The organism is Enterococcus sp. LJL98, assembly GCF_054871745.1.
On the sequence record NZ_JBTXLU010000001.1, the window covers coordinates 89,286 to 110,538 of the forward strand.

General features: G+C 40.3%; 21 protein-coding genes. 19 read left to right on the top strand and 2 right to left on the bottom strand.

What is annotated here, in order from left to right; genetic code table 11:
• The first annotated feature begins 1 nt into the window (after nucleotide 1).
• The 15 genes from fabZ to ACYSNO_RS00505 all read left to right on the top strand — a co-directional run bounded on the left by fabZ (nucleotide 2) and on the right by ACYSNO_RS00505 (nucleotide 15,393).
• A complete protein-coding gene (gene fabZ, locus ACYSNO_RS00435) occupies nucleotides 2–430 on the top strand; it encodes a 3-hydroxyacyl-ACP dehydratase FabZ (RefSeq protein WP_461729088.1) in 429 nt (142 codons plus the stop codon).
• A 7-nt stretch (nucleotides 431–437) separates the two neighbouring features.
• Nucleotides 438–1,802, top strand: coding sequence for an acetyl-CoA carboxylase biotin carboxylase subunit (locus ACYSNO_RS00440; RefSeq protein WP_461729089.1), 1,365 nt, complete (start codon nucleotides 438–440; stop codon nucleotides 1,800–1,802).
• Between the two features lie 12 nt (nucleotides 1,803–1,814).
• Nucleotides 1,815–2,690 (top strand): acetyl-CoA carboxylase, carboxyltransferase subunit beta, encoded by an 876-nt coding sequence (accD, locus tag ACYSNO_RS00445; RefSeq protein ID WP_461729090.1) that lies wholly within the window; start codon nucleotides 1,815–1,817, stop codon nucleotides 2,688–2,690.
• Nucleotides 2,683–3,468: an acetyl-CoA carboxylase carboxyl transferase subunit alpha gene (locus ACYSNO_RS00450; protein WP_461729091.1), complete on the top strand. Its 786-nt coding sequence runs from the start codon at nucleotides 2,683–2,685 to the stop codon at nucleotides 3,466–3,468. The genes accD and ACYSNO_RS00450 overlap by 8 nt, the downstream gene beginning before the upstream one ends.
• A 109-nt stretch (nucleotides 3,469–3,577) precedes the next feature.
• Nucleotides 3,578–4,102, top strand: a complete 525-nt coding sequence (locus ACYSNO_RS00455) for an acyl-CoA thioesterase (protein WP_461729092.1) — start codon at nucleotides 3,578–3,580, stop codon at nucleotides 4,100–4,102.
• 105 nt (nucleotides 4,103–4,207) lie between these two features.
• Nucleotides 4,208–6,037, top strand: coding sequence for a translational GTPase TypA (gene typA / locus ACYSNO_RS00460; RefSeq protein ID WP_461729093.1), 1,830 nt, complete (start codon nucleotides 4,208–4,210; stop codon nucleotides 6,035–6,037).
• Between the two features lie 307 nt (nucleotides 6,038–6,344).
• Entirely contained in the window at nucleotides 6,345–6,644 is a 300-nt protein-coding gene (locus tag ACYSNO_RS00465; RefSeq protein WP_461729094.1) for a DUF1507 family protein, read from the top strand.
• 3 nt (nucleotides 6,645–6,647) lie between these two features.
• A complete protein-coding gene (locus tag ACYSNO_RS00470; protein WP_461729095.1) occupies nucleotides 6,648–7,817 on the top strand; it encodes an FtsW/RodA/SpoVE family cell cycle protein in 1,170 nt (389 codons plus the stop codon).
• A gap of 19 nt (nucleotides 7,818–7,836) precedes the next feature.
• Entirely contained in the window at nucleotides 7,837–11,268 is a 3,432-nt protein-coding gene (locus ACYSNO_RS00475) for a pyruvate carboxylase (protein WP_461729096.1), read from the top strand.
• A gap of 25 nt (nucleotides 11,269–11,293) precedes the next feature.
• Nucleotides 11,294–12,421: a CAP-associated domain-containing protein gene (locus tag ACYSNO_RS00480; RefSeq protein WP_461729097.1), complete on the top strand. Its 1,128-nt coding sequence runs from the start codon at nucleotides 11,294–11,296 to the stop codon at nucleotides 12,419–12,421.
• Nucleotides 12,418–12,843: a YlbF/YmcA family competence regulator gene (locus ACYSNO_RS00485; protein ID WP_461729098.1), complete on the top strand. Its 426-nt coding sequence runs from the start codon at nucleotides 12,418–12,420 to the stop codon at nucleotides 12,841–12,843. Before ACYSNO_RS00480 ends, ACYSNO_RS00485 begins: the two co-directional genes overlap by 4 nt.
• Complete coding sequence (locus ACYSNO_RS00490) at nucleotides 12,836–13,171, top strand: YlbG family protein (protein ID WP_461729099.1); 336 nt, start codon at nucleotides 12,836–12,838, stop codon at nucleotides 13,169–13,171. The genes ACYSNO_RS00485 and ACYSNO_RS00490 overlap by 8 nt, the downstream gene beginning before the upstream one ends.
• A gap of 134 nt (nucleotides 13,172–13,305) precedes the next feature.
• Nucleotides 13,306–13,866, top strand: a complete 561-nt coding sequence (rsmD, locus tag ACYSNO_RS00495) for a 16S rRNA (guanine(966)-N(2))-methyltransferase RsmD (protein WP_461729100.1) — start codon at nucleotides 13,306–13,308, stop codon at nucleotides 13,864–13,866.
• Nucleotides 13,863–14,363 (top strand): pantetheine-phosphate adenylyltransferase, encoded by a 501-nt coding sequence (gene coaD, locus ACYSNO_RS00500; protein WP_461729101.1) that lies wholly within the window; start codon nucleotides 13,863–13,865, stop codon nucleotides 14,361–14,363. Before rsmD ends, coaD begins: the two co-directional genes overlap by 4 nt.
• Nucleotides 14,350–15,393 (top strand): SepM family pheromone-processing serine protease, encoded by a 1,044-nt coding sequence (locus tag ACYSNO_RS00505; protein ID WP_461729102.1) that lies wholly within the window; start codon nucleotides 14,350–14,352, stop codon nucleotides 15,391–15,393. Before coaD ends, ACYSNO_RS00505 begins: the two co-directional genes overlap by 14 nt.
• A gap of 85 nt (nucleotides 15,394–15,478) precedes the next feature.
• Here the strand turns inward: ACYSNO_RS00505 and pgmB are convergent, their stop codons facing one another.
• Together pgmB and ACYSNO_RS00515 are read right to left on the bottom strand one after the other, a co-directional pair.
• Nucleotides 15,479–16,156, bottom strand: coding sequence for a beta-phosphoglucomutase (gene pgmB, locus ACYSNO_RS00510; protein ID WP_461729103.1), 678 nt, complete (start codon nucleotides 16,154–16,156; stop codon nucleotides 15,479–15,481).
• Between the two features lie 53 nt (nucleotides 16,157–16,209).
• Nucleotides 16,210–18,489: a glycoside hydrolase family 65 protein gene (locus ACYSNO_RS00515; RefSeq protein ID WP_461729104.1), complete on the bottom strand. Its 2,280-nt coding sequence runs from the start codon at nucleotides 18,487–18,489 to the stop codon at nucleotides 16,210–16,212.
• Between the two features lie 440 nt (nucleotides 18,490–18,929).
• On the opposite strand from ACYSNO_RS00515, the gene ACYSNO_RS00520 reads away from it, so the two are divergent.
• The 4 genes from ACYSNO_RS00520 to ACYSNO_RS00535 all read left to right on the top strand — a co-directional run bounded on the left by ACYSNO_RS00520 (nucleotide 18,930) and on the right by ACYSNO_RS00535 (nucleotide 21,237).
• Nucleotides 18,930–19,457: a GNAT family N-acetyltransferase gene (locus tag ACYSNO_RS00520; protein ID WP_461729105.1), complete on the top strand. Its 528-nt coding sequence runs from the start codon at nucleotides 18,930–18,932 to the stop codon at nucleotides 19,455–19,457.
• A gap of 204 nt (nucleotides 19,458–19,661) precedes the next feature.
• A complete protein-coding gene (locus ACYSNO_RS00525) occupies nucleotides 19,662–20,045 on the top strand; it encodes a DUF1149 family protein (protein ID WP_461729106.1) in 384 nt (127 codons plus the stop codon).
• A gap of 9 nt (nucleotides 20,046–20,054) precedes the next feature.
• Nucleotides 20,055–20,435 carry a VOC family protein gene (locus ACYSNO_RS00530; protein ID WP_461729107.1) on the top strand — a complete coding sequence of 127 codons (381 nt, stop codon included), beginning with the start codon at nucleotides 20,055–20,057 and terminating at the stop codon, nucleotides 20,433–20,435.
• Between the two features lie 67 nt (nucleotides 20,436–20,502).
• On the top strand, nucleotides 20,503–21,237 hold the full coding sequence (locus ACYSNO_RS00535) for a metallophosphoesterase (RefSeq protein WP_461729108.1): 735 nt from the start codon (nucleotides 20,503–20,505) through the stop codon (nucleotides 21,235–21,237).
• The last annotated feature ends 16 nt before the right edge of the window (nucleotides 21,238–21,253 follow it).

A 21,253-nucleotide genomic window follows, 5' to 3' on the forward strand; every position in this document is an offset into this window, starting at 1 on the left:
AATGACCCAATTAAATATTCAGCAAATTAAAGAAATTATTCCACATCGTTACCCGATGTTATTGATTGATCGTGTTGAGGAGCTTGTGGATGGCGAAAAAGTAATTGCAAAGAAAAATGTTACAATTAACGAGCCATTCTTTCAAGGCCACTTCCCACATGAACCAGTGATGCCAGGAGTCTTAATTGTCGAAGCGATGGCTCAAGCTGGAGCAGTGGCTTTACTTTCTCTTGAGCAATTTAAAGGGCAGACGGCTTATTTTGGTGGCATTGATAAAGCAAAATTCCGTCAAAAAGTCACACCTGGTGATACACTAATCTTAGAGGTGGAAATTATTAAAGTGAAAGCTTCAGCTGGAATCGGCAAAGGAGTTGCACGTGTGGATGGCAAAAAAGTTGCCGAAGCAGAATTAACGTTCATGATTGGATAGGTGACTTATGTTTTCAAAAATTTTAATAGCAAACCGCGGAGAGATTGCGGTTAGAATTATTCGAGCTTGTCGCGAATTAGGCGTTCAAACTGTTGCTGTCTATTCCGAAGCGGACAAAGATGCGCTTCATACAGAATTGGCAGATGAAGCGATTTGCATTGGACCTGCGAAAGCAGCAGATTCCTATTTAGATGTCCAACAAATTTTAAGTGCGGCCATTGTAACGAACGCGCAGGCGATTCATCCAGGGTTTGGATTTTTATCTGAAAATAGCCGTTTTGCTTCCATGTGTGAGGAATGTAATCTTGTCTTTATTGGACCAAAAAGTCAAACGATTGATGAGATGGGGAATAAGATTAACGCCCGTCGTCTCATGATTGAAGCAGGTGTACCCGTTATACCTGGAAGTGATGGCGCCTTATCAACGGTTGAAGAAGCTTTAGCAATTGCCGAAAAAATTGGCTACCCGGTGATGTTAAAAGCTGCTGCTGGTGGTGGTGGAAAAGGGATTCGTAAAGTAAACAATAAAGAAGAACTTCCACAACACTTTGCTTCTGCTCAACAAGAAGCAAAGGCCGCTTTTGGCAACGATGAGATGTACATTGAAAAAATCATTTATCCCGCACGTCACATTGAAGTACAAATTTTAGGCGATCATTTTGGAAATGTCATTCATTTAGGTGAGCGTGACTGTTCTCTTCAAAGAAACAATCAAAAAGTACTTGAAGAAGCACCGTCTGTCGCAATTGATGAAGAGAAAAGATCTGCAATTGGTGCCGCAGCTGTGCGAGCAGCCAAAGCAGTCCAATATCAAAATGCTGGTACAATTGAATTTTTAATGGACGAAGCAGGCGCTTTTTACTTTATGGAAATGAATACCCGGATTCAAGTGGAACATCCGATTACGGAAATGGTGACCGGAATTGACCTCGTTAAAAAGCAGCTGGAAATTGCCAGTGGTGAACCTTTAGAATTGACTCAAGCGGATGTTCACTTTACGGGACATGCAATTGAATGTCGGATCAATGCCGAAAACCCTGCGTTTCATTTCGCACCATCGCCTGGAAAAATCAAAAATCTATTCTTACCAGGTGGAGGAATGGGGTTACGGGTAGATAGCGCCATGTATTCAGGCTATACCATTCCACCATTTTATGATTCAATGATTGCAAAAGTTATCGTGCATGGAGAAACGCGTTTTGAAGCGCTAATGAAAATGCAACGAGCTTTAGGTGAATTTGTCACAGAAGGTGTGACAACAAACGTTGAATTCCAGATGGATTTGATTAGTCATCCTAAAGTGGTAGCAGGCGATTACACGACTGCTTTCTTACAAGAGGAATTTTTACCCAACTGGATACCTGAGAACTAGGAGGAGGTCGTGATGGCTTTATTTAAGAAAAAAAAGAACTATATCCGAATTCGTCCGAATCGTATTGCCGCAACAGAGAAAAATGCGCCCTTTGTCCCTGATGACATGTGGGCAAAATGCCCGAGCTGTAAACATACGCTGTATACCAAGGAAATGGGTGTCGAAAAAATTTGCCCCAACTGTGGATATAATTTTCGTATTACGGCACAAGAGCGTTTACTGTTAACTGTTGATGATGACAGTTTTCAAGAATGGGATACGGATGTTTTTACAAAAGATCCCTTGGAATTCCCTGGCTATCAAGACAAATTACAAGGAATGCAAGAAAAAACAGCTTTACATGAAGCCGTTTTGACTGGTGAAGCAAAGATTAAAGGAAAAACCGTGGCTTTGGGGATTATGGACTCTCATTTTATTATGGGAAGTATGGGCACCGTTGTTGGAGAAAAAATTACGCGTTTATTTGAAAAAGCGATTGAAAAACGTTTGCCAGTTGTAATTTTTACTGCTTCTGGTGGTGCGCGTATGCAAGAAGGAATTTTGTCATTAATGCAAATGGCAAAAATATCTGCAGCTGTAAAACGGCATCATAATGCAGGGCTCTTTTACTTAACGATTTTGACCGATCCAACTACCGGAGGAGTCACAGCGAGTTTTGCAATGTCAGGGGATATCATCTTGGCAGAACCGCAAGCACTCATTGGCTTTGCTGGCAGACGTGTCATTGAAGAGACCCTGAAACAAGAGCTTCCAGAAGATTTTCAAAAAGCGGAATTTTTACTGGAACATGGCTTTGTGGATCAAATTGTTCCTCGGATGGAACTGCGTCAACGAATTTTTGATTTGGTTCAAATGCATACAATGAAAGGGTGGGGAAGTCATGACTAGAACGGCACATGAGATTGTTCAAATCGCACGATCAAAAGATCGCTTAACCGCCCTGGATTATTTTGAAACCATTTTTGATCATTACCAAGAGTTTCATGGCGATCGGCTTTATTCAGATGATGAAGCCGTTGTAGGTGGGATTGCCTTGCTGGATGAAAAACCTGTCACAGTGATTGGCATTCAAAAAGGACGGAACTTACCAGAAAACCTAAGACGGAACTTTGGTTCTCCGCATCCAGAAGGATATCGCAAAGCCTTGCGTTTAATGAAGCAAGCGGAAAAATTCAATCGTCCAGTGATTACTTTTATCAATACCGCAGGGGCTTTTTGTGGCATTGGTGCGGAAGAACGCGGCGAAGGAGAAGCAATCGCGCGAAACTTACTGGAAATGTCTGATTTAAAAGTGCCGATTATCGCCATTATTATTGGAGAAGGCGGCAGTGGTGGTGCATTAGGTTTGGCTTTAGGCGATGAAGTCTGGATGTTAGAGCATTCTATTTATGCCATCTTGTCTCCAGAAGGTTTTGCTTCAATATTATGGAAAGACGGAAGTCGGGCAAAAGAAGCAGCGGAGTTAATGAAGATTACCGCACGTGAACTAAAGGAGTTAGACGTGATCGAGCGTGTGATTCCAGAGACGTTTCGAGGAGAACCCTTAACACAAGCGGCGATTCTCAAGCGATTAAAATCGGAATTGATCTATAAATTAAAAGAATTATCTGCCAAGGAGTTACCAGAACTCTTAGAAGCGAGATATCAACGCTTTAGGAAATTTTAATGATTACAGTAGTCAAGACAAAGGCATACTTTCTTCTTGACTACTGTTTTTTTAGTGCTTATCATGAAAAGGAACGATGAAAACAATTGACTTGAGGGGATGTGCTGAAATGGGAAAAGCAAATTTTTGTCGCGTATCAAAAGTAATTCAAACCCATCGAATTTTTCCCTTTGATTTAAATCCTTTTGGTTTTTTATTTGGTGGAAAACTCATGACCTTGATTGATGATGCGGCATCAATCTCTGTTAGCCGTCATTGTCGACGGGGGGCCGTAACGGCGGCCTTGGATCAGTTAAACTTCTTAAAACCGTTACACGCAAACCATTCCGTTTGCATCGAAACTTATATTTCAGGGGTTCATCACAAATCAATGGAAGTGTTCGTGAAAGTCATTGGAGAAAATTTAGTGACAGGTGAGCGTTATTTAGCTGCGACTAGTTTTATGACTTTCGTCGCGGTTGCGTCACATATGAATGAAGAAACATCCTTTGTTTTACCGCAAGTGGTACCTGAAACGGAAGAAGAAAAGATGGTTTGTGCAGGATATGAGGCCCGTCGCGAACATCGATTAGCTGAAAGAACTGCCTTTAAAAACTTCGCAGAAGGGCTTTCGATTGATTTGCCTTGGGGGTAAATCAATCTTTTTTTCGAATTTGAAAACTTTTCACTATATTTCAGAAAGTTTTTTTGTTATAATGACTCGTCGAGGTAATGCCAAAAGAAAAAAGGAGCAATCAAATTGAAATACAGAAATAATCTTCGCAACGTTGCGATTATCGCCCACGTTGACCACGGGAAAACAACGCTTGTGGATGAACTTTTAAACCAATCGGATGCAACAAGCAAACGTGGTGAAACAAAATCAATGGATTCAAATGCAATTGAACAAGAACGTGGAATTACAATTTTAGCAAAAAATACTGCGGTTGATTACAAAGATACTCGTATCAATATTCTAGATACCCCAGGACACGCGGACTTCGGTGGTGAAGTGGAACGTATTATGAAAATGGTTGATGGCGTCATCTTGGTTGTCGATTCTTACGAAGGGACTATGCCCCAAACGCGTTTCGTTTTGAAAAAAGCGTTGGAACAAGGAGTGACACCAATTGTTGTTATTAACAAGATTGACAAGCCCTCTGCGCGCCCTGCGCATGTTGTGGATGAAGTACTTGAGTTATTCATCGAATTAGGTGCAGAAGACGACCAATTGGACTTCCCAGTCATCTATGCATCCGCTTTAAATGGTACTTCAAGTTTATCAGACGATCCTGCTGATCAAATGAATACAATGGATCCCGTCTTTGATACCATTCTTGAACACATTCCTGCTCCAGTTGATAATAGTGAAGAACCTTTACAATTCCAAGTTTCTTTACTTGATTATAACGATTATGTTGGTCGTATTGGGATCGGCCGCGTTTTCCGTGGAACGATCCGTGTCGGCGATCAAGTTTCATTAATGAAACTTGATGGTTCTGCGAAAAACTTCCGAGTAACAAAATTATTAGGCTTCTTAGGCTTTGATCGAGTAGAAATTGAAGAAGCGAAAGCCGGCGATTTAATCGCTGTTTCTGGTATGGAAGACATCTTCGTTGGTGAAACTGTGACGCCAGCGGATCATCAAGAAGCATTACCAATCTTGTATATTGATGAACCCACCTTGCAAATGACGTTCCTCGTGAACAATTCGCCATTTGCTGGGCGTGAAGGAAAATATGTGACTGCTCGTAAAATTGAAGAGCGTCTCATGTCTGAATTGCAAACCGATGTTTCTTTACGTGTCGATGCAATTGGACCAGACTCATGGACCGTTTCGGGACGTGGGGAATTACATTTATCAATTTTAATTGAAAACATGCGTCGTGAGGGCTATGAATTACAAGTTTCACGCCCAGAAGTGATTGAACGCGAAATTGACGGTGTGAAATGTGAACCTTTTGAACGCGTCCAAATCGACACGCCAGAAGAATACTTAGGTTCAGTTATTGAATCTTTAGGCCACCGAAAAGCGGAGATGCAAGATATGATTAATACTGGGAATGGGCAAGTGCGTGTGATTTTCTTAGCACCAGCTCGTGGTTTGATTGGCTACACCACAGAATTCTTATCTTTAACTCGCGGGTATGGAATCTTCCACCATACATTCGATCAATACCTACCGATGATTCAGCAACAAATCGGCGGACGTCATCACGGTGCGCTTGTATCGATTGATACGGGTAAGGCGACTACGTACTCCATCATGAGTATTGAAGAGCGTGGAACCATTTTTGTTGAGCCAACCACAGAAGTTTACGAAGGAATGATTGTTGGTGAAAATGCACGTGACAATGATTTAACCGTTAATATTACACGAGCAAAACAAATGACAAACGTTCGTTCCGCAAATAAAGACCAAACGTCTGTGATTAAAAAACCACGTCACCTAACATTGGAAGAGTCATTGGAATTCTTGAATGATGATGAGTATTGTGAAGTGACTCCAGAAAGCATTCGTTTACGCAAACGGATCTTAAACAAAGCCGAGCGTGAAAAAGCGGCGAAGAAAAAGAAAAAAGCAGAATAAAAAGGATTGAGAGAAGAGGCATTGGGCTTCTTCTCTTTTTTCTATACGTCAGAAACGATAAGAATTTTGTGTGGAAAGTAGTCGTGGAAACCGACAAAATTGTGGGTAACTTTCATTTATCCTCAGTAAAAAGGTTGATAACAAGAGCTTTATCAAAAACGAACCCTGTAATTACGCAAGAAAATGTTTCATATTTTTATGATGTTCCACAAAATGTAAAAAACGCTTTTTCTTGAAAAGTTCCAAAGAATAAACGGAAAGTTTATGCTATAATAATGAAACGAATAGATAGAAGGAGGGGACTAACATGGCATCATCTTCCGAGGAAAAGGCGAGGACGCTGCTCGAGGAAGAAGCGAATCGTATTCGTCTTTTGATAAAAAATCAAAAAAATAGTCTTTGTATTGCGCATTGTAAAGCGTTTGAGGAAGTCGTCGACACTCAAATGTATGGACTCTCTCGTCAAATAGCCTTTGCAATTTCACTAGGAGCCATTACAAATACAGAAGGGCAACAACTGTTGAGCGATTTAGAAAGAGATTTAAATCGCATGTACCATGAAGTCTTTTCAGAAAGAAAAGAAAACGAAACAGGCAAGGAGGTCTAGGTCTTGCCAAAAAAAATAAAAAAGCGTCATTTATTAGACTTTGGAATTCTCATTCCTTATCTGGTTTTAAGTGTGATTGGGCTCATGATGGTCTATAGTTCCAGTTCTTATGTGCAATTAATTGAAGGAAAAAACCCAGCAAAACTGGCGATTACTCAATTGGCCTTTTGGCTCTTAAGCCTCGTTGTCATTGCGATTATTTATAAAATGAAACTTGATTTCTTAAAGCAAAAGAACTTGGTCGTTTTTGCAATGTTTGTAGTGACGGGCTTACTTATACTGGCCTTTTTCTTTCAAAAAGTGAATGGCAGTTGGGGTTGGATTCCAATTCCAGGTGTTGGAACAATTCAACCCGTGGAGTTTTTAAAGGTGATTGTCATTTGGTTTTTAGCAGTTATGCTGACAGAGACACAAAAAGAAATGGATGGCTTATTGCCTAGTCAGTTACTGGGGTCAATCAAGGGCTCCTTGTTTGCTTTACTTTTTCAAGTAATCATTTTAAGCCTGTATCCCGATTTTGGGAATGCAGCGATTATCGTTATGTTGGTTATGGCCGTTCTATTAACGAGTGGCATTAATTTCCGATTTACACTTCTTGTCGGCGGATTATCTGTGGTGGGTAGTCTCGTTGCGGTTTGGTTTGTTAATGGAATCGGGAACAAGTTCATCCCTTATCATGTGGCTTCACGCTTTGCCGTTTTTAAAGACCCATTTTTTGATGAGTTTGATAAAGGGCATCATATGATTCAAGGATATTATGCGATGTTTAATGGGGGTCTTTTTGGTCGAGGACTAGGAAATAGCATTCAAAAGAATGGTTTTTTGAAGTTTGCCCATACGGATTTTGCCTTTGCAGTCGTTGTGGAAGAACTGGGTCTGATAATTGCTGTGTTAATTCTAGGTATTTTATTTTATCTCATTGCTAGAATTCTTTTAATCGGCATACGAACCAATGATCCCTTTAACGGTATAATGAGTCTTGGAATTGGGATTTTATTTTTAATTTCTGTGTTTATTAATCTAGGAGGGATTACAGGAATTATTCCATTAACTGGAATTACCTTTCCCTTTATTAGTCAAGGAGGATCCAGCTTGTTAATGTTTTCCATTTGTATTGGCTTTGTGCTAAATATTAGTGCCGATGAACGTCGAAAACAGTATCAAGCAATTTAAAAAAAAGAGGAGTGGTTAGATGAAAAAAATATTAGTCGCAAACCGAGGAGAAATTGCAACACGTGTCTTTCGTGCTTGTTCAGAATTAAAAATTAAAACAGTGGGGATTTATGCGGTAGAAGATGAGTACTCTGTCCACCGTTTTAAAGCCGATGAAGCGTATGTCGTTGGAAAAGGCAAGCGTCCAATTGAGGCTTACTTAGACATTGAAGACATTATTCGTATTGCCAAAGAATCGGGTGCGGAAGGGATTCATCCAGGTTATGGCTTTTTATCAGAAAATCTGGCATTTGCGAAACGTTGTGAAGAAGAAGGCTTAATATTCATTGGACCAAATCCTTACCATTTAGAAATTTTTGGAGATAAAATCAAAGCCAAAGAAGCCGCAATTGCAGCTGGTATTCAGTCGATTCCTGGTTCTGAAGATCCGATTGAAAACGTGGAGGATGTTCTAGCGTTTGCAAATGAATCGGGTTATCCAATCATGATTAAAGCTGCTCTTGGTGGGGGCGGTCGTGGGATGCGTGTGGCGCATAATGAAGCAGAAGCACGTGATGGTTATGAGCGTGCGAAAAGCGAAGCCAAAGCAGCCTTTGGAAATGATGAAGTGTATGTTGAGAAATACATTAGTCAGCCAAAACACATTGAAGTACAAATTTTAGGGGATAAACATGGAAACGTCGTCCACCTCTTTGAACGTGATTGTTCCGTGCAGCGTCGCCATCAAAAAGTGGTTGAAGTTGCTCCTTGTATCTCAATGTCTGATGAACAACGCGAAGAGATTTGTCAGGCGGCGGTTCAATTAATGAAACATGTTGGTTATGTCAACGCAGGAACCGTTGAGTTTTTAGTAGAAGGGGATCAATTCTACTTCATTGAAGTCAATCCTCGTGTGCAGGTGGAACATACGATTACCGAGATGATCACGGATGTTGACATTGTGACAAGTCAAATTTTGATTGCAGAAGGCAAAGATTTACACAAAGAGATTGGCATTCCGACACAAGATAAAATCACCTTTGAGGGGTCGGCTATCCAATGTCGGATTACAACGGAAGATCCCTTAAATGGGTTTATGCCTGATACAGGGAAAATTGATACGTATCGTTCTCCGGGTGGTTTTGGTGTTCGATTGGACGTTGGGAATGCCTATGCAGGTGCAGTCGTAACACCTTATTTTGATTCATTGCTTGTAAAAGTTTGTACGCATGGTGCAACGTTCGAGCAAGCAATTGGGAAAATGGAGCGTTGTTTAAAAGAATTCCGTATTCGTGGGGTTGAGACGAATATTCCCTTTATGCGTAATGTCGTGAAACATTCTGTATTTCGGACGGGTGATGCACAGACAACCTTTATTGATACAACACCAGAATTATTTGAGTTTCCACGGACAAGAGACCGCGGGAACAAAACGATGAAATACATTGCTGAAATTACAGTAAATGGTTTTCCGGGGATTGAAAAACAAAGAAAAAAACACTTTGATACTCCGAGAATTCCTAAAAAATTAGCGGCTTTACCAAAAGAAATCGTGACAGCAAAAAATATCTTAGATACAAAAGGTGCCGATGCGGTAACCGAATGGATTAAAGAGCAAAAAAATGTGCTGTTGACGGATACGACTTTTAGAGACGCCCACCAAAGTTTGTTGGCTACTCGGGTACGAACAACCGATTTAGCAAAAATCGCCACACAAACGGAACAAGCAATCCCGCAACTTTATTCAAGTGAAATGTGGGGAGGCGCGACTTTTGATGTCTCGTATCGTTTCTTAACGGAAGATCCGTGGGAACGTCTTCGTACCTTGCGTAAACGAATGCCAAATACACTGTTGCAAATGCTATTTCGTGGTTCAAATGCGGTAGGGTATTCCAATTATCCTGACAATGTTATTGTCGAATTTATCAATGAAGCTGCTGCGCAAGGAATCGATGTTTTCCGAATTTTTGATAGTCTAAACTGGATTCCTCAAATGGAAAAAAGTATTCAAGCAGTGCGCGATACAGGAAAAATTGCCGAAGCAGCGATTTGTTATACAGGAGATATTAATGATCCAAGTCGCGCGAAATACAATGTTCAATATTATATTGACATGGCCAAAGAGTTACAAGCACTAGGAGCGAATACAATCGCGATTAAAGACATGGCTGGTCTTCTAATGCCACAAGCCTCGTATCGTTTGATTAGTGAACTAAAAGCGGCGATTGATATTCCAATTCATTTGCATACACATGACACAAGTGGTAACGGAATTATCACTTATTCAGCAGCAGTGACGGCGGGAGTCGATATCGTTGACGTGGCGATGAGTGCCATGAGCAGTCACACAAGCCAACCAAGTTTAAGTAGTTTATACTTTGCCTTAGTCAATGGTAATCGAGTACCAGATGTGGATATTTCAGAAGTGCAAAAAATCAACCATTATTGGGAGGATATTCGTCCTTATTACAAACCATTTGAAAATGGCTTAAATGCGCCACAGACAGAAGTATATCTCCATGAAATGCCAGGCGGTCAATATTCGAACTTACAGCAACAAGCCAAAGCAGTTGGTTTGGGTGAGCGTTGGGATGAAATTAAAAAAGTTTATCGCACGGTGAATATGATGTTTGGCGACATTGTAAAAGTAACTCCTTCTTCAAAAGTCGTGGGCGACATGGCCTTATTCATGGTCCAAAACGATGTAACAGAAGAAGATATTTATGAACGCGGATCTGAAATGAACTTCCCGGATTCTGTTGTTAGCTTCTTTAGAGGAGACTTAGGTCAGCCAGTTGGCGGCTTTCCGGAACGCTTGCAAAAAATTATTTTGAAAGATCGCGAAGCTATGACGGTTCGCCCGGGCTCTCTAGCGAAACCGGTTGATTTTTCAGAAGTAAAAGCAGAGCTAACCACTTTGATTGGTTATGAACCGAAACAAGAAGAAGTCTTGAGCTACTTAATGTATCCGGAAGTCTTCTTAACTTATCGTAAAGCGTATGACAATTTTGCCGATGTCAAGGTGTTGGATACCCCAACCTTCTTTTATGGAATGCGTCTAGGTGAACGAATCGATGTCGAGATTGAAAAAGGCAAAGTTCTGATTATCCGATTAGATGAAATTGGAGAACCAGACGTTGAAGGGAATCGGACACTCTTCTTTAACTTAAATGGACAACGCCGCGAAGTGGTTGTAAAAGATAGTTCGATTAAGAGTCAGGTTCAAACGAAACGTAAGGCAGAACCAACGAATAAAGAACAATTAGGTGCGACAATGTCCGGTTCGGTCTTGGAAGTCCTTGTCAAAAAAGGTGAACACTTTAAGCGTGGAGATACCTTACTTGTCACTGAAGCGATGAAAATGGAAACAGCAATTGAAGCCCGCTTTGATGGTGTCGTTGAACGAATTCATGTCGAGCCAGGTGAGCCGATTGCCTCAGGAGACTTATTGATGGAAGTGAAAGAAAAGTAAAAGAGCACAGGAGGTAGGGAGTGTTTTGGGACGAAGAAGTATCCTTTTTAGTGGCCTTTTTATACTTAGTTTAGTCGTTGTATATTTACAGCCGGTGTTTTCTTATCGCGCGACACCGGCACCGGTCCAGGGAACGCATCTGCAAACTCCCCCACTTACTTCATTAAATGTGGAGCCGTTACCGACTCAAGGGCTCGCTCAGTGGGTTGGTCAGCCAATGAAAGCTTTTGAAGGCTTATATGGCCAAGCGATGGAAGTAACGGACTCTGGTTTTGGGTTTCAAAATCATCGTTATGCAGTGAAATCAGGAAGTTTGATGGAAGTGACCACGATGGAAAATCGAGTGACGAGTATTAAGGTCTTAGGTGACGGAGAATTTGATATTTCTCCTTTTCATTACAATCAAAACCTCGATGAATTAATGCAGCAAACAACGATTTCTCCAATTGTGAGCTTTGATTATCATGGGGAAACCTATCGTTTGGAGTTGATGGAGGACGATATGAATTATCGTCCTCTCGTCGCTTTTGACAATGATACGTATGCGATTTTATTTTTTAATCATCATAAAAAAGAGAATGCATTGTATAGCTTGATGTATTTGGATCAAGAGACATTGTTAAAATTAGCGCCTTATATTTTAATCTCTGGAAACCCTATCTTCTTTGAAGAAAAGGAGACAGCCAACTGGGCGAGTATTAATATTCAAAAAAGTGAAAAAAGTCGCGCCGCATTAGCTGTTTTACGCCAAATGGACGATCTGCCACCGTATGAGTCACAAATGAAACTTCAGCAAGAAACAGAGGAACGACTATCAGACTTTCTCCAAAACTCAGAAGACTATCTATCAACTGAACGCTTGCAATCTTTTCGTCGGATTCAGCAAAAAGCAATGAATCAAAATTGGGTGTTAAACAACAAAGAGATTCAAACGTTGATTGGCGAAGAAACAACGAATCTTACCTTTGCCCACTTTGAAATGCCGGTTTATGATCCAATATTGACGGTCTTATCATGGTCTAGCAATCCCTACCTCGTTTCTCATTTATTTAATGAAGATTCAGAAGCGTTGGGGATTGCCTTCTCAAAAGAAAATATGTTAGTCTTATTCCAAGCACTAGAAAATATGACAGAGAGCAGTGAAGCGCCTTGATTTACAATGATCATTTTTTTGCTATTGAGGACCAAGTTCAACGCGTGGTTGATCAATTACTAAAGAGTCCCTCTTTTCAAAATTATCTGATAAATAAAATAGAGATGTATCAAGATCAAGAATTAGCTGAGATTCGTCAAGAATTTACAGAAAAAAAAGAAGCTTTTGATCGGATTGCTGAGTATGGGCGGCATGCACCAGATTATCGAGAAAAGCAACGAGCTTTACGTAAGGTCAAACGTGTACTTGACTTGCATCCGAAAGTAGCTGAATTCCGATTAAGCGAAACGCATCTTCAAGGAATTTTAGATGAAATAATATTAAAAATTGCGGCCAGCTTTTCAGAAGACGTGATTGTCGACACAGGCAATCCATTTTTTGAATCGAAATCGAGTTGTGGAGGAGGATGCCATCATGGATGAGTTTGCCATTCAAAAAAGAAGAGGATTAATTGTTTGGGTCTATAGTTTGAGGCAATTAAAAAATTTGCGTCGCTTCGGTTTGATTCATTTTGTTTCAAATAAAATGAAGTATGTCGTTCTTTATATCAATGAAGAAAAGGTAGCAGACACCTTAGAAAAGATTGAACGCTTACATTTTGTTCGAGCGGTGGAGGTTTCTTATCGTCCAGACATTGAGATGAACTTTGGCGAAAAAATTGGGACGAAGGCTGCGTTTCAAGAAAGCGACGAGCCGGATTTTGAACATGAGAATCAAGTACCCGAAATTCGTCTAGCGGAACATCTATGATTGATGAAATAAAAAAATAAACAAATGCCGCTTTGTCCTTTAGAAATTGCTTTTCGATGCGTGCAAATCGGTATCGAAAAAGCAGTTTGGTGGGAAGACAAGGCGGCATTCTTTTTTGTATAGGAGTGAGAAAAATGCGTGTCATATCAGGAGAATATCGAGGCAGACGCTTAAAAAGTTTAGCTGGAGATCACACACGACCAACCAGTGATAAGGTGAAAGAATCCATTTTTAATATGATTGGCCCTTACTTTGAGGGAGGGCAAGTACTTGATTTGTTTTCAGGAAGTGGTAGCTTAGCGATTGAAGCTATTTCACGGGGGATGGACTTTGCTGTTTGTGTGGATCGAAATTATCAAGCGATTCAAATCATTCGAGACAACATTGCCATTACGAAAGAACCTGAAAAATTCGAAGTCATCAAAGGGGACGCCAAGAAGATCTTGTTGCGGCTCGCGTCGGAAAAAAAAGCCTTTGATCTAATCTTGTTAGATCCTCCTTACGCGCAACAAGCCATTGTGGAGCAACTTGAAAGCATGCAAGCCTTACAATTGTTGGCAAAAGACGCTTGTGTCGTTTGTGAGACCGATAAAAAATTTAGCTTACCTGAAAAAATTGGTACACTACAACAGACGAGACAACAAACTTACGGACTGGCAACGATTACGATTTATAGAAACGAGGGAGACGCGTGAGAAAAACGGCTTTATTTCCAGGCAGCTTTGACCCTTTAACGATGGGGCATATCGAAACCATTCGTCGAGGAGCGGCGTTATTTGACGACTTGATTGTCGGAGTTTTTGTAAATAGTCAAAAGCAGTCAATGTTTACGACAGAAGAAAAAGTACGGCTCATTGAAGAAGCGGTTTCCGACTTAGCAAATGTTCGAGTGGTCTTTCAAGAAACAGAATTAACCGTGGCAGCGGCAAAACGTTTGAATGCGCAATTTTTGTTAAGAGGAATTCGTAGCATTAAAGATTATGAGTACGAAAGAGAAATCATGGAAATGAACCAACATTTGGCTCCAGAGATTGAAACGATTTTTCTGCTGGCAACCTCAAAATATAGTCATATTAGTTCCAGTTTAATCAAAGAAGTAATGTTGTTTGATGGCGACGTTCAAGCATATTTGCCGGAAAATGTTTATCAAGCGATGTTGGAAAAGAAGCGTGAGAAGAATGAAGAAGAATAAAACGATTAAATACCTATTCCTTTTACTTTGCGCCATTGGCTTGGTCGCAAGTTTTGTATTACCCATCCCTTATTACATTGAACGCCCGGGTGTTCCCACCCACCTCAATCAACTGATTACGGTGAACGGTCAAAAAGATGAAGCTCCGGGGTCCTATTCTTTAACCTCGGTTGCTATCTATCAAGCGACACTTGTTCGAGCAATTCGTGCGAAATTTGAACCTTTTTCTGACATCATCAGTGAAAAAGAACTTTTTGGCGAAGCGACAGGTGAAGAGTATACCCAAATGCAGCAATATTATATGACCTCTTCCCAAAATAGTGCGATTGAGCAAGCGCTAACCTTGGCGAACAAACCTTTTGAATTTGAATTTAAAGGGGTTTATGTCATGCACGTAGATCCTGCTTCTAATTTTTACAATCAAATCAGTGTGGGAGATACTGTGACCAAGGTGGATGGAAAGTCTTTTAAAAGTTCACAAGCATTCATGGATGATGTTCAAGGAAAAAAAGTGGGAGAAGAAGTAACTATTACTTTCTTACATCATGATGAAGAACAAGAGGCAAAAGGAGCGTTAATCAAATTACCAAGCAATCAAAAAGCTGGAATTGGAATTTCTTTAATTGATCACACCGCCATCTCTTCAGAAGAAAAAATTGATTTCCATGTTGAAAATATTGGGGGCCCTTCTGCGGGGTTGATGTTTACTTTACAAATTTATGACCAACTGACGGGGAACAACCTTCGTCAAGGAAGAGAAATTGCTGGGACAGGGACCATGGACTTTGATGGGAAAATTGGTCGAATTGGTGGCATTGATAAGAAAATTGCGGGAGCAGTAGCTGCCGGAATCGATATTTTCTTTGCGCCTGATGATGAAATTACTCCTGAAATGGCAAAAGATTTCCCTGGTATTGTCTCCAACTACGAAGAAGCAAAGCAAGTACTTGAAACCTTGGAGACAGACATGCAGCTAGTGCCGGTGAAAACAGTTAAAGATGCCATTGACTATTTAGAAAACCAGAAATAATAATCTGATAAGATGGCAAAAAAAGCACTCCCTCTCAAATGAATTTGGTTGAGAGGGGGTGCTTTTTTGTGCTTTTAAGCGCGAATTAAGAACCATTCTTTGTTTTTTCTTCCCAAACATTTTTTAGGAAGGAAAAGGTCAGCTCCTGGGTGGAGGCGACGAGAGGAATATTTTCACCTAAATCGACTGCTTTTCCAACACCGATTGGAATCGCTCGGCTTGCTTGAATCGCCTGAATACCAGCAAGGGCATCTTCAATACCAAGGCATTGTGTAATTGGCGTATCAATTAATCGTGCGGCTTCCAAGAAAATATCGGGAGCGGGCTTTCCGTTTTTTACAGAAGCTGGATTCGCAATCCCGTCAAAGAAATCTGTTATCCCCATTTTATCTAATAAGACAGGTCCATTTTTACTTGCAGAAGCAAGGGCGATTTTGATATTCTGTTTTCTTAACGTTTTTAATAAGTCTAAAATACCTGGATAAACATCGGAAGGAGAGACATTTTGAATCAATTGCACATAATGCTCATTTTTTTGATGTGCGAGTTTTTTAAAAGTTTCTGGTGTGGTTCCCTCTAATTGATTGCCATGTTTCAAGATAAGGCGTAGAGAATCCTCACGACTGACCCCCTTTAGTAATTCATTAAAGGTGCGATCAATCGAAATCCCAAGTTCGTCTGCCAGCTGTTTCCAAGCGAGATAATGATATTCTGCTGTATCGGTGATGACGCCATCTAAATCAAATAATACCCCTTTAAACATTTGTACCATCCTTTCTAAAAGAGGGAAAGTCAGAATGCTCTCCCTTTTTTCTTTTATTTTTTAATTGGCAGTCTTAAAACGTCCGTTAACTGATGGGGCGTATCGTAAATAGCTAGGTCAATTGGTTCCCCTGATTTTAATGTGAGGGTGACAAAAGCAGAGTCGATTTCGATATGTAGTTGACGATGACGGTAATTAATATGAAAAGCGTATTTCTCCCATGAATTTGGTAAGAAAGGCGCAAAGTGCAATTGTTCGTTAAAAGTTTTCATTTGGGCGAATCCTTGAACGATCCCTAACCAGCTACCAGTCATTGAAGTAATATGTAGGCCGTCTTCGGTATCATTGTTGTAATTATCTAAGTCTAAACGTGCGGTCCGCTGGTACATTTCGACTGCTTTTTCTTCCATGCCGAGTTCTGCAGCGAGTACCGCATGAATCGAAGGCGACAGGGAAGATTCATGAACAGTCATCGGTTCATAAAAATCAAAATTTCGTTGTTTTTCTTCTCGGGTAAATTGGTCGCCAAAGAAATAAATCCCTTGTAGGACATCTGCTTGTTTAATAAAGCAAGAACGTAAAATTCGGTCCCACGACCAATTCTGACTTAATGGCACATCAGATGATGCAAGGGCCGTCGTTGGCAACAGTTCTTTATCCAAGAAAGTATCATGTTGGACAAAGATGCCCATCTCCTGATTGGTTGGTAAGTACATCTTGTCAATAATGTCTTGCCATTTCGCTATTTCTTTCTCGTCGATGTCTACGGTGGTTTCCGATTGGAATTTCCGATAATTTTCTAGCGTATATTTTAAGACCCATCTGGCGATATAGTTGGTATACCAGTTATTGTTTACATTATTCTCGTATTCATTTGGCCCAGTGACCCCATGTATCATATAAGAATGATTTCGTTTTGAATAATGTACGCGGTCTGCCCAAAAACGTGAAATCTCGGTTAATACTTCTAATCCTTCTTTTTTTAGATAGGAAGTGTCCCCTGTGTAATTAGTATAATTATAAATCGCATAGGCAATCGCACCATTTCGGTGGATCTCTTCAAAAGTAATTTCCCACTCGTTATGACATTCGACCCCAGTAAACGTCACCATTGGATACAAAGCGCCAGCGAGTCCTTGTTGTCGAGCGTTGTGTTTGGCTTGTGGCAATTGATTGTGCCGGTATTTTAATAAGTTTTTTGTTACTTTTGGATCTGCAAGAGCAAGGTATAAAGGAACGGCATAGGCTTCCGTATCCCAGTAAGTGGCTCCCCCGTATTTTTCTCCAGTAAAACCTTTCGGACCGATATTTAAACGTTCATCTTCACCATAATAAGTCGCAAATAACTGGAAGAGGTTGAAGCGGATGCCTTGTTGGGCGGCGTCATCGCCTTCAATAATTACGTCGGCGAGTTCCCAACGCTTGGCCCAAGCTTGTTGGTGTTGTTTTCTCAATTCGGAGATGGAAGATTGATTTGTTTCAGACATTAACTTTTTCGCGTGCGTTAATTGTTCCTTAGGACTTACGTCACGACTTGTAACAATGATGACCTTTTTGTCAAGTGTGATGGTGTCTGCTGTTTTTACATCAAAAGAAAAAGTCTCAGTAATTGCCAAGGGGGACTTTTCAATGGTTCGATGAGTCGGATGGTTGGTCTGATTTTCCATTAATCCTGTTACGACAAATTGTTCGATTCCAAAGTTATTTGGTACGGTTTGTGCATGAACATAGAGAGAATCATCGTTCGTTGAGAAATGGGCTTCTTGCCAAAAGCGCTCATCGTAGTTACTGTCTTCGTTGTGTACGTCGTTGTCTAGTTTAGAAACGAGGCGGAGCGTTCCTTGTCCCTGTAGCACTTTTGCAGAAAATTGAATCACACCTAACTCTTTTGTTGTGAGACTTAAAAAACGCGAGAAGGAACAAAAGAGGGTAAGGTCATCCATCGTTACAGTGAAATTCCGCGAGAGGATACCGTCTCTTAGGTTCAGTTCTTGATAAAAATCTTCTACCGGCATGGTGGCTAAATCAATTTTTTTCTCGTTTATAAAAAGGTCCATTGCGATAAAGTTCATACCGTTGATGACTTTTCCAAAATATTCAGGATAACCATTTTTCCACCAACCAACCCTTGTTTTATCTGGATACCAAATACCTGCTAAGTAGTTCCCTTGGTGGTGATCACCGCTATAATCTTCTTCGAAATTTCCGCGCATCCCCATATAACCGTTTCCAATACTCGTTAGAGATTCTTGTAGTCGAAAATTCTCATGATGTAAAGTCGTCGTTGTTAGTTTCCATGGATCAATGTTGAATAACCGTTTTAAGTGTTTCATTTGAAAATCCTCCTTTGGATAGGTATGTTATACTGCTATCATACACGCAACCGATTGCGGAATCAATAGCTATTATAATTATTGATGATATTAGCACTTTAAATGCATCGTGTGATAATTGAATCATGGAGTGATCTAAAATGGATGAAGTTATGGACGAAAACGATTGCGCTAGTTTATAGAGAGTGAGTAGTAGCATTTTTTAGGTTTGCGTGTTGAACAAAAAAATTACGCAATAAGTCGTCTTGTGATGGCGAAGGTGTTTCTCATCAATTAATTGATTTGTGTTTTCGCTAGTGAATTCCAAGTATTTCTGTGATTAAAAATCAAGTAAGAAGGTGCCATCGAAGATTGTCTCTTTATGTTAAAATGGTTGGTACAGTCTGACTTTATCGAAAAAGTTCGATGACAAAGTATCAACATAAAGGAGTGGAAATGATATGATAGAAACACTTGAAACACAGCGCTTAATCCTAAGAAAGATAACGACCGAGGATGCTACCGAGGCTTTTAACCATTGGACAAATTCAAAACAGGCAACGAAGTACCTCACTTGGGAACCTCATGAAACAGTGGAAGTTACGAGAGCTTGGTTTTTGTACCAAGAGCAAAACCAGAGTCACGAATGGGGAATTGTTTTAAAAGAAACGAATCAATTGATGGGGAATATTTCCGTTGTGGAAGAAAAGTCTGCAACAAAAACCAAAACGCTAGGCTATGTCTTAGGAGAGCAGTTTTGGAGTCAAGGGTATATGAGTGAAGCATTAACAGCGGTGATTGCTCATTTATTTGAAACAACTGATGTGAACCGGGTCGAAGCGGCCCATGATGTGGCAAATCCAGGGTCAGGTAGAGTCATGGAAAAAGCGGGAATGACTTTCGAAGGGGTTTTACGTCAGTCGGGGATCAATAATCAAGGAGTGGTGGATATGGCCTTTTATAGCGTATTACGTTCGGAGAGAGAGTAAGGAGGTTGAAGCTTTCGTTTCATGGTTCGATTGACGTGTCTTTTAATCATGAATTTATCCAAAGGCTTCGTCGATCTTTTAAAAATAAGCTGACAATAAGATAGCGATGTGACGAATGAAAAAGGAGTAACCAGAAACACTTTGATTTTTCCGTTTTCAAAGTGTTTTTTTATGGTATAATTTCTTTTGAGGAGTGTGAATAAATTGGAACTTAAAAGACAGCAACCAATCGTTGAAGCGTATCACTTTGATATGCGCGACCCGAACAAAGAAGTTGAAACAAAAATTAACGTGGGATTTGCACCGTTTCCTGCACCAGACGAGAATTACCCAAAAGAAAATAGTATTTTAGCTGGACGGTTACAATTTGAAGTGGTTTTTCCCGATTTCATCGTTAGCGGTGCGATTGGCCAAATTAACCATTTTATTAATCGCAAAGTGACAAAGCAAGAAGATTTAACACAAGAAGAAGCAAACGAACTTGTGGCACCTTTATTTGACATGTTACAACGCTTAACTTATGAAGTGACAGAAATAGTGACTGATCAACCTGGGATTAATTTAAATTTTAATCAGGAAGCAGAATAGGAGTCTCGCATGTTTTCAAATAACATTCAACTAATGATTTATGTCGATGATGTGGCTAAAGCACGTGATTTTTGGCTTAAGCTTGATTTTGTTTTAATTGAAGAACAAGAGATGGACGGGACTTTGGTTGTGGAAATGGCGTTGAATCAGACTTCTGGCGTCCACTTTGTCTTGTATGATCGTGAATTTATTGAACAACATTCGCCGGAAGTTGCGACAAATTCACCGTCTTTAATGTTTTTCGCAGAGGATATTTTTGTATTATATAAAAAAATGGAAGCACAAGGAGTTCAGTTGGGCGAACTCATCCAATTATCAGATAAGTACGTTTTTAACTTTGCCGATCTGGATGGGAACTATTTTGCGGTTTCAGGCATCGTAACTGAATAACGAGGAAATTCATCTTATTCAATGCGAGTAGGGTGAATTTTTATTTTTTAATGGAAAGGAGTCAATCATGAAACCTTACGTCTATGTCATTAGTGACATTCATGGCCAAATTGATTTATTCGAGCAGTTGTTACTTGATTTTGACCCCAACCAACATCAGCTGGTTTTGATTGGAGACTTAAATGACCGTGGCCCCAAGAGTAAAGACTGTTTTCTACGAGGAAAAGCGCTCGTTGAAAAATACGGTTGTATTTACTTACGTGGCAATCACGAAGAATATTTTTTACGATTCTTAGAAGAACCCGAAGAAATTGGGCCGAAGTATTGGCTAAATGGTGGGAAAGAGACGGTGAATAGTTTGCTTCATCCTGGAGCAACAGAGGAGTACTCGCCAACAGAAATGGCGATGATGATTCGTTCCCGTTACCCAGAGTTAATCACTTTTTTAATGGATTTACCTTTTTACTATGAATGGGAAAAATTTCTGTTTGTTCACGCAGGTGTCGATTTGACGCTAGCGGATTGGCATCAAACAAGTTTGCGTGATTTTATTTGGATACGTGAACCTTTCCATCATGGCTTAAATAAGACAGGAAAAGTGATTGTCTTTGGGCACACGATTACACCGAGCCTACATGGAGATATGGAAACGACGGATTTGTGGTTTTCTGATGATAAAATTGGCATTGATGGAGGAGCCATTTATGGGGGATCGGTCCATGGCGTGATTTTTGATTCGAATGGCATCGTGCAAGACATTGAATATCAAAATATGAAAGGTCCGTGGAAGCCGGATTTTTAAGGAGAAAGAGTGATTT

What these genes read in the sequence shown, in the direction of transcription:
- fabZ (WP_461729088.1), top strand. Translation starts at nt 2, where the DNA reads ATGACCCAATTAAATATTCAGCAAATTAAAGAAATTATTCCACATCGT.
- ACYSNO_RS00440 (WP_461729089.1), top strand. Translation starts at nt 438, where the DNA reads ATGTTTTCAAAAATTTTAATAGCAAACCGCGGAGAGATTGCGGTTAGA.
- accD (WP_461729090.1), top strand. Translation starts at nt 1,815, where the DNA reads ATGGCTTTATTTAAGAAAAAAAAGAACTATATCCGAATTCGTCCGAAT.
- ACYSNO_RS00450 (WP_461729091.1), top strand. Translation starts at nt 2,683, where the DNA reads ATGACTAGAACGGCACATGAGATTGTTCAAATCGCACGATCAAAAGAT.
- ACYSNO_RS00455 (WP_461729092.1), top strand. Translation starts at nt 3,578, where the DNA reads ATGGGAAAAGCAAATTTTTGTCGCGTATCAAAAGTAATTCAAACCCAT.
- ACYSNO_RS00465 (WP_461729094.1), top strand. Translation starts at nt 6,345, where the DNA reads ATGGCATCATCTTCCGAGGAAAAGGCGAGGACGCTGCTCGAGGAAGAA.
- ACYSNO_RS00475 (WP_461729096.1), top strand. Translation starts at nt 7,837, where the DNA reads ATGAAAAAAATATTAGTCGCAAACCGAGGAGAAATTGCAACACGTGTC.
- ACYSNO_RS00490 (WP_461729099.1), top strand. Translation starts at nt 12,836, where the DNA reads ATGGATGAGTTTGCCATTCAAAAAAGAAGAGGATTAATTGTTTGGGTC.
- rsmD (WP_461729100.1), top strand. Translation starts at nt 13,306, where the DNA reads ATGCGTGTCATATCAGGAGAATATCGAGGCAGACGCTTAAAAAGTTTA.
- ACYSNO_RS00505 (WP_461729102.1), top strand. Translation starts at nt 14,350, where the DNA reads ATGAAGAAGAATAAAACGATTAAATACCTATTCCTTTTACTTTGCGCC.
- pgmB (WP_461729103.1), bottom strand. Translation starts at nt 16,156, where the DNA reads ATGTTTAAAGGGGTATTATTTGATTTAGATGGCGTCATCACCGATACA.
- ACYSNO_RS00515 (WP_461729104.1), bottom strand. Translation starts at nt 18,489, where the DNA reads ATGAAACACTTAAAACGGTTATTCAACATTGATCCATGGAAACTAACA.
- ACYSNO_RS00520 (WP_461729105.1), top strand. Translation starts at nt 18,930, where the DNA reads ATGATAGAAACACTTGAAACACAGCGCTTAATCCTAAGAAAGATAACG.
- ACYSNO_RS00530 (WP_461729107.1), top strand. Translation starts at nt 20,055, where the DNA reads ATGTTTTCAAATAACATTCAACTAATGATTTATGTCGATGATGTGGCT.
- ACYSNO_RS00535 (WP_461729108.1), top strand. Translation starts at nt 20,503, where the DNA reads ATGAAACCTTACGTCTATGTCATTAGTGACATTCATGGCCAAATTGAT.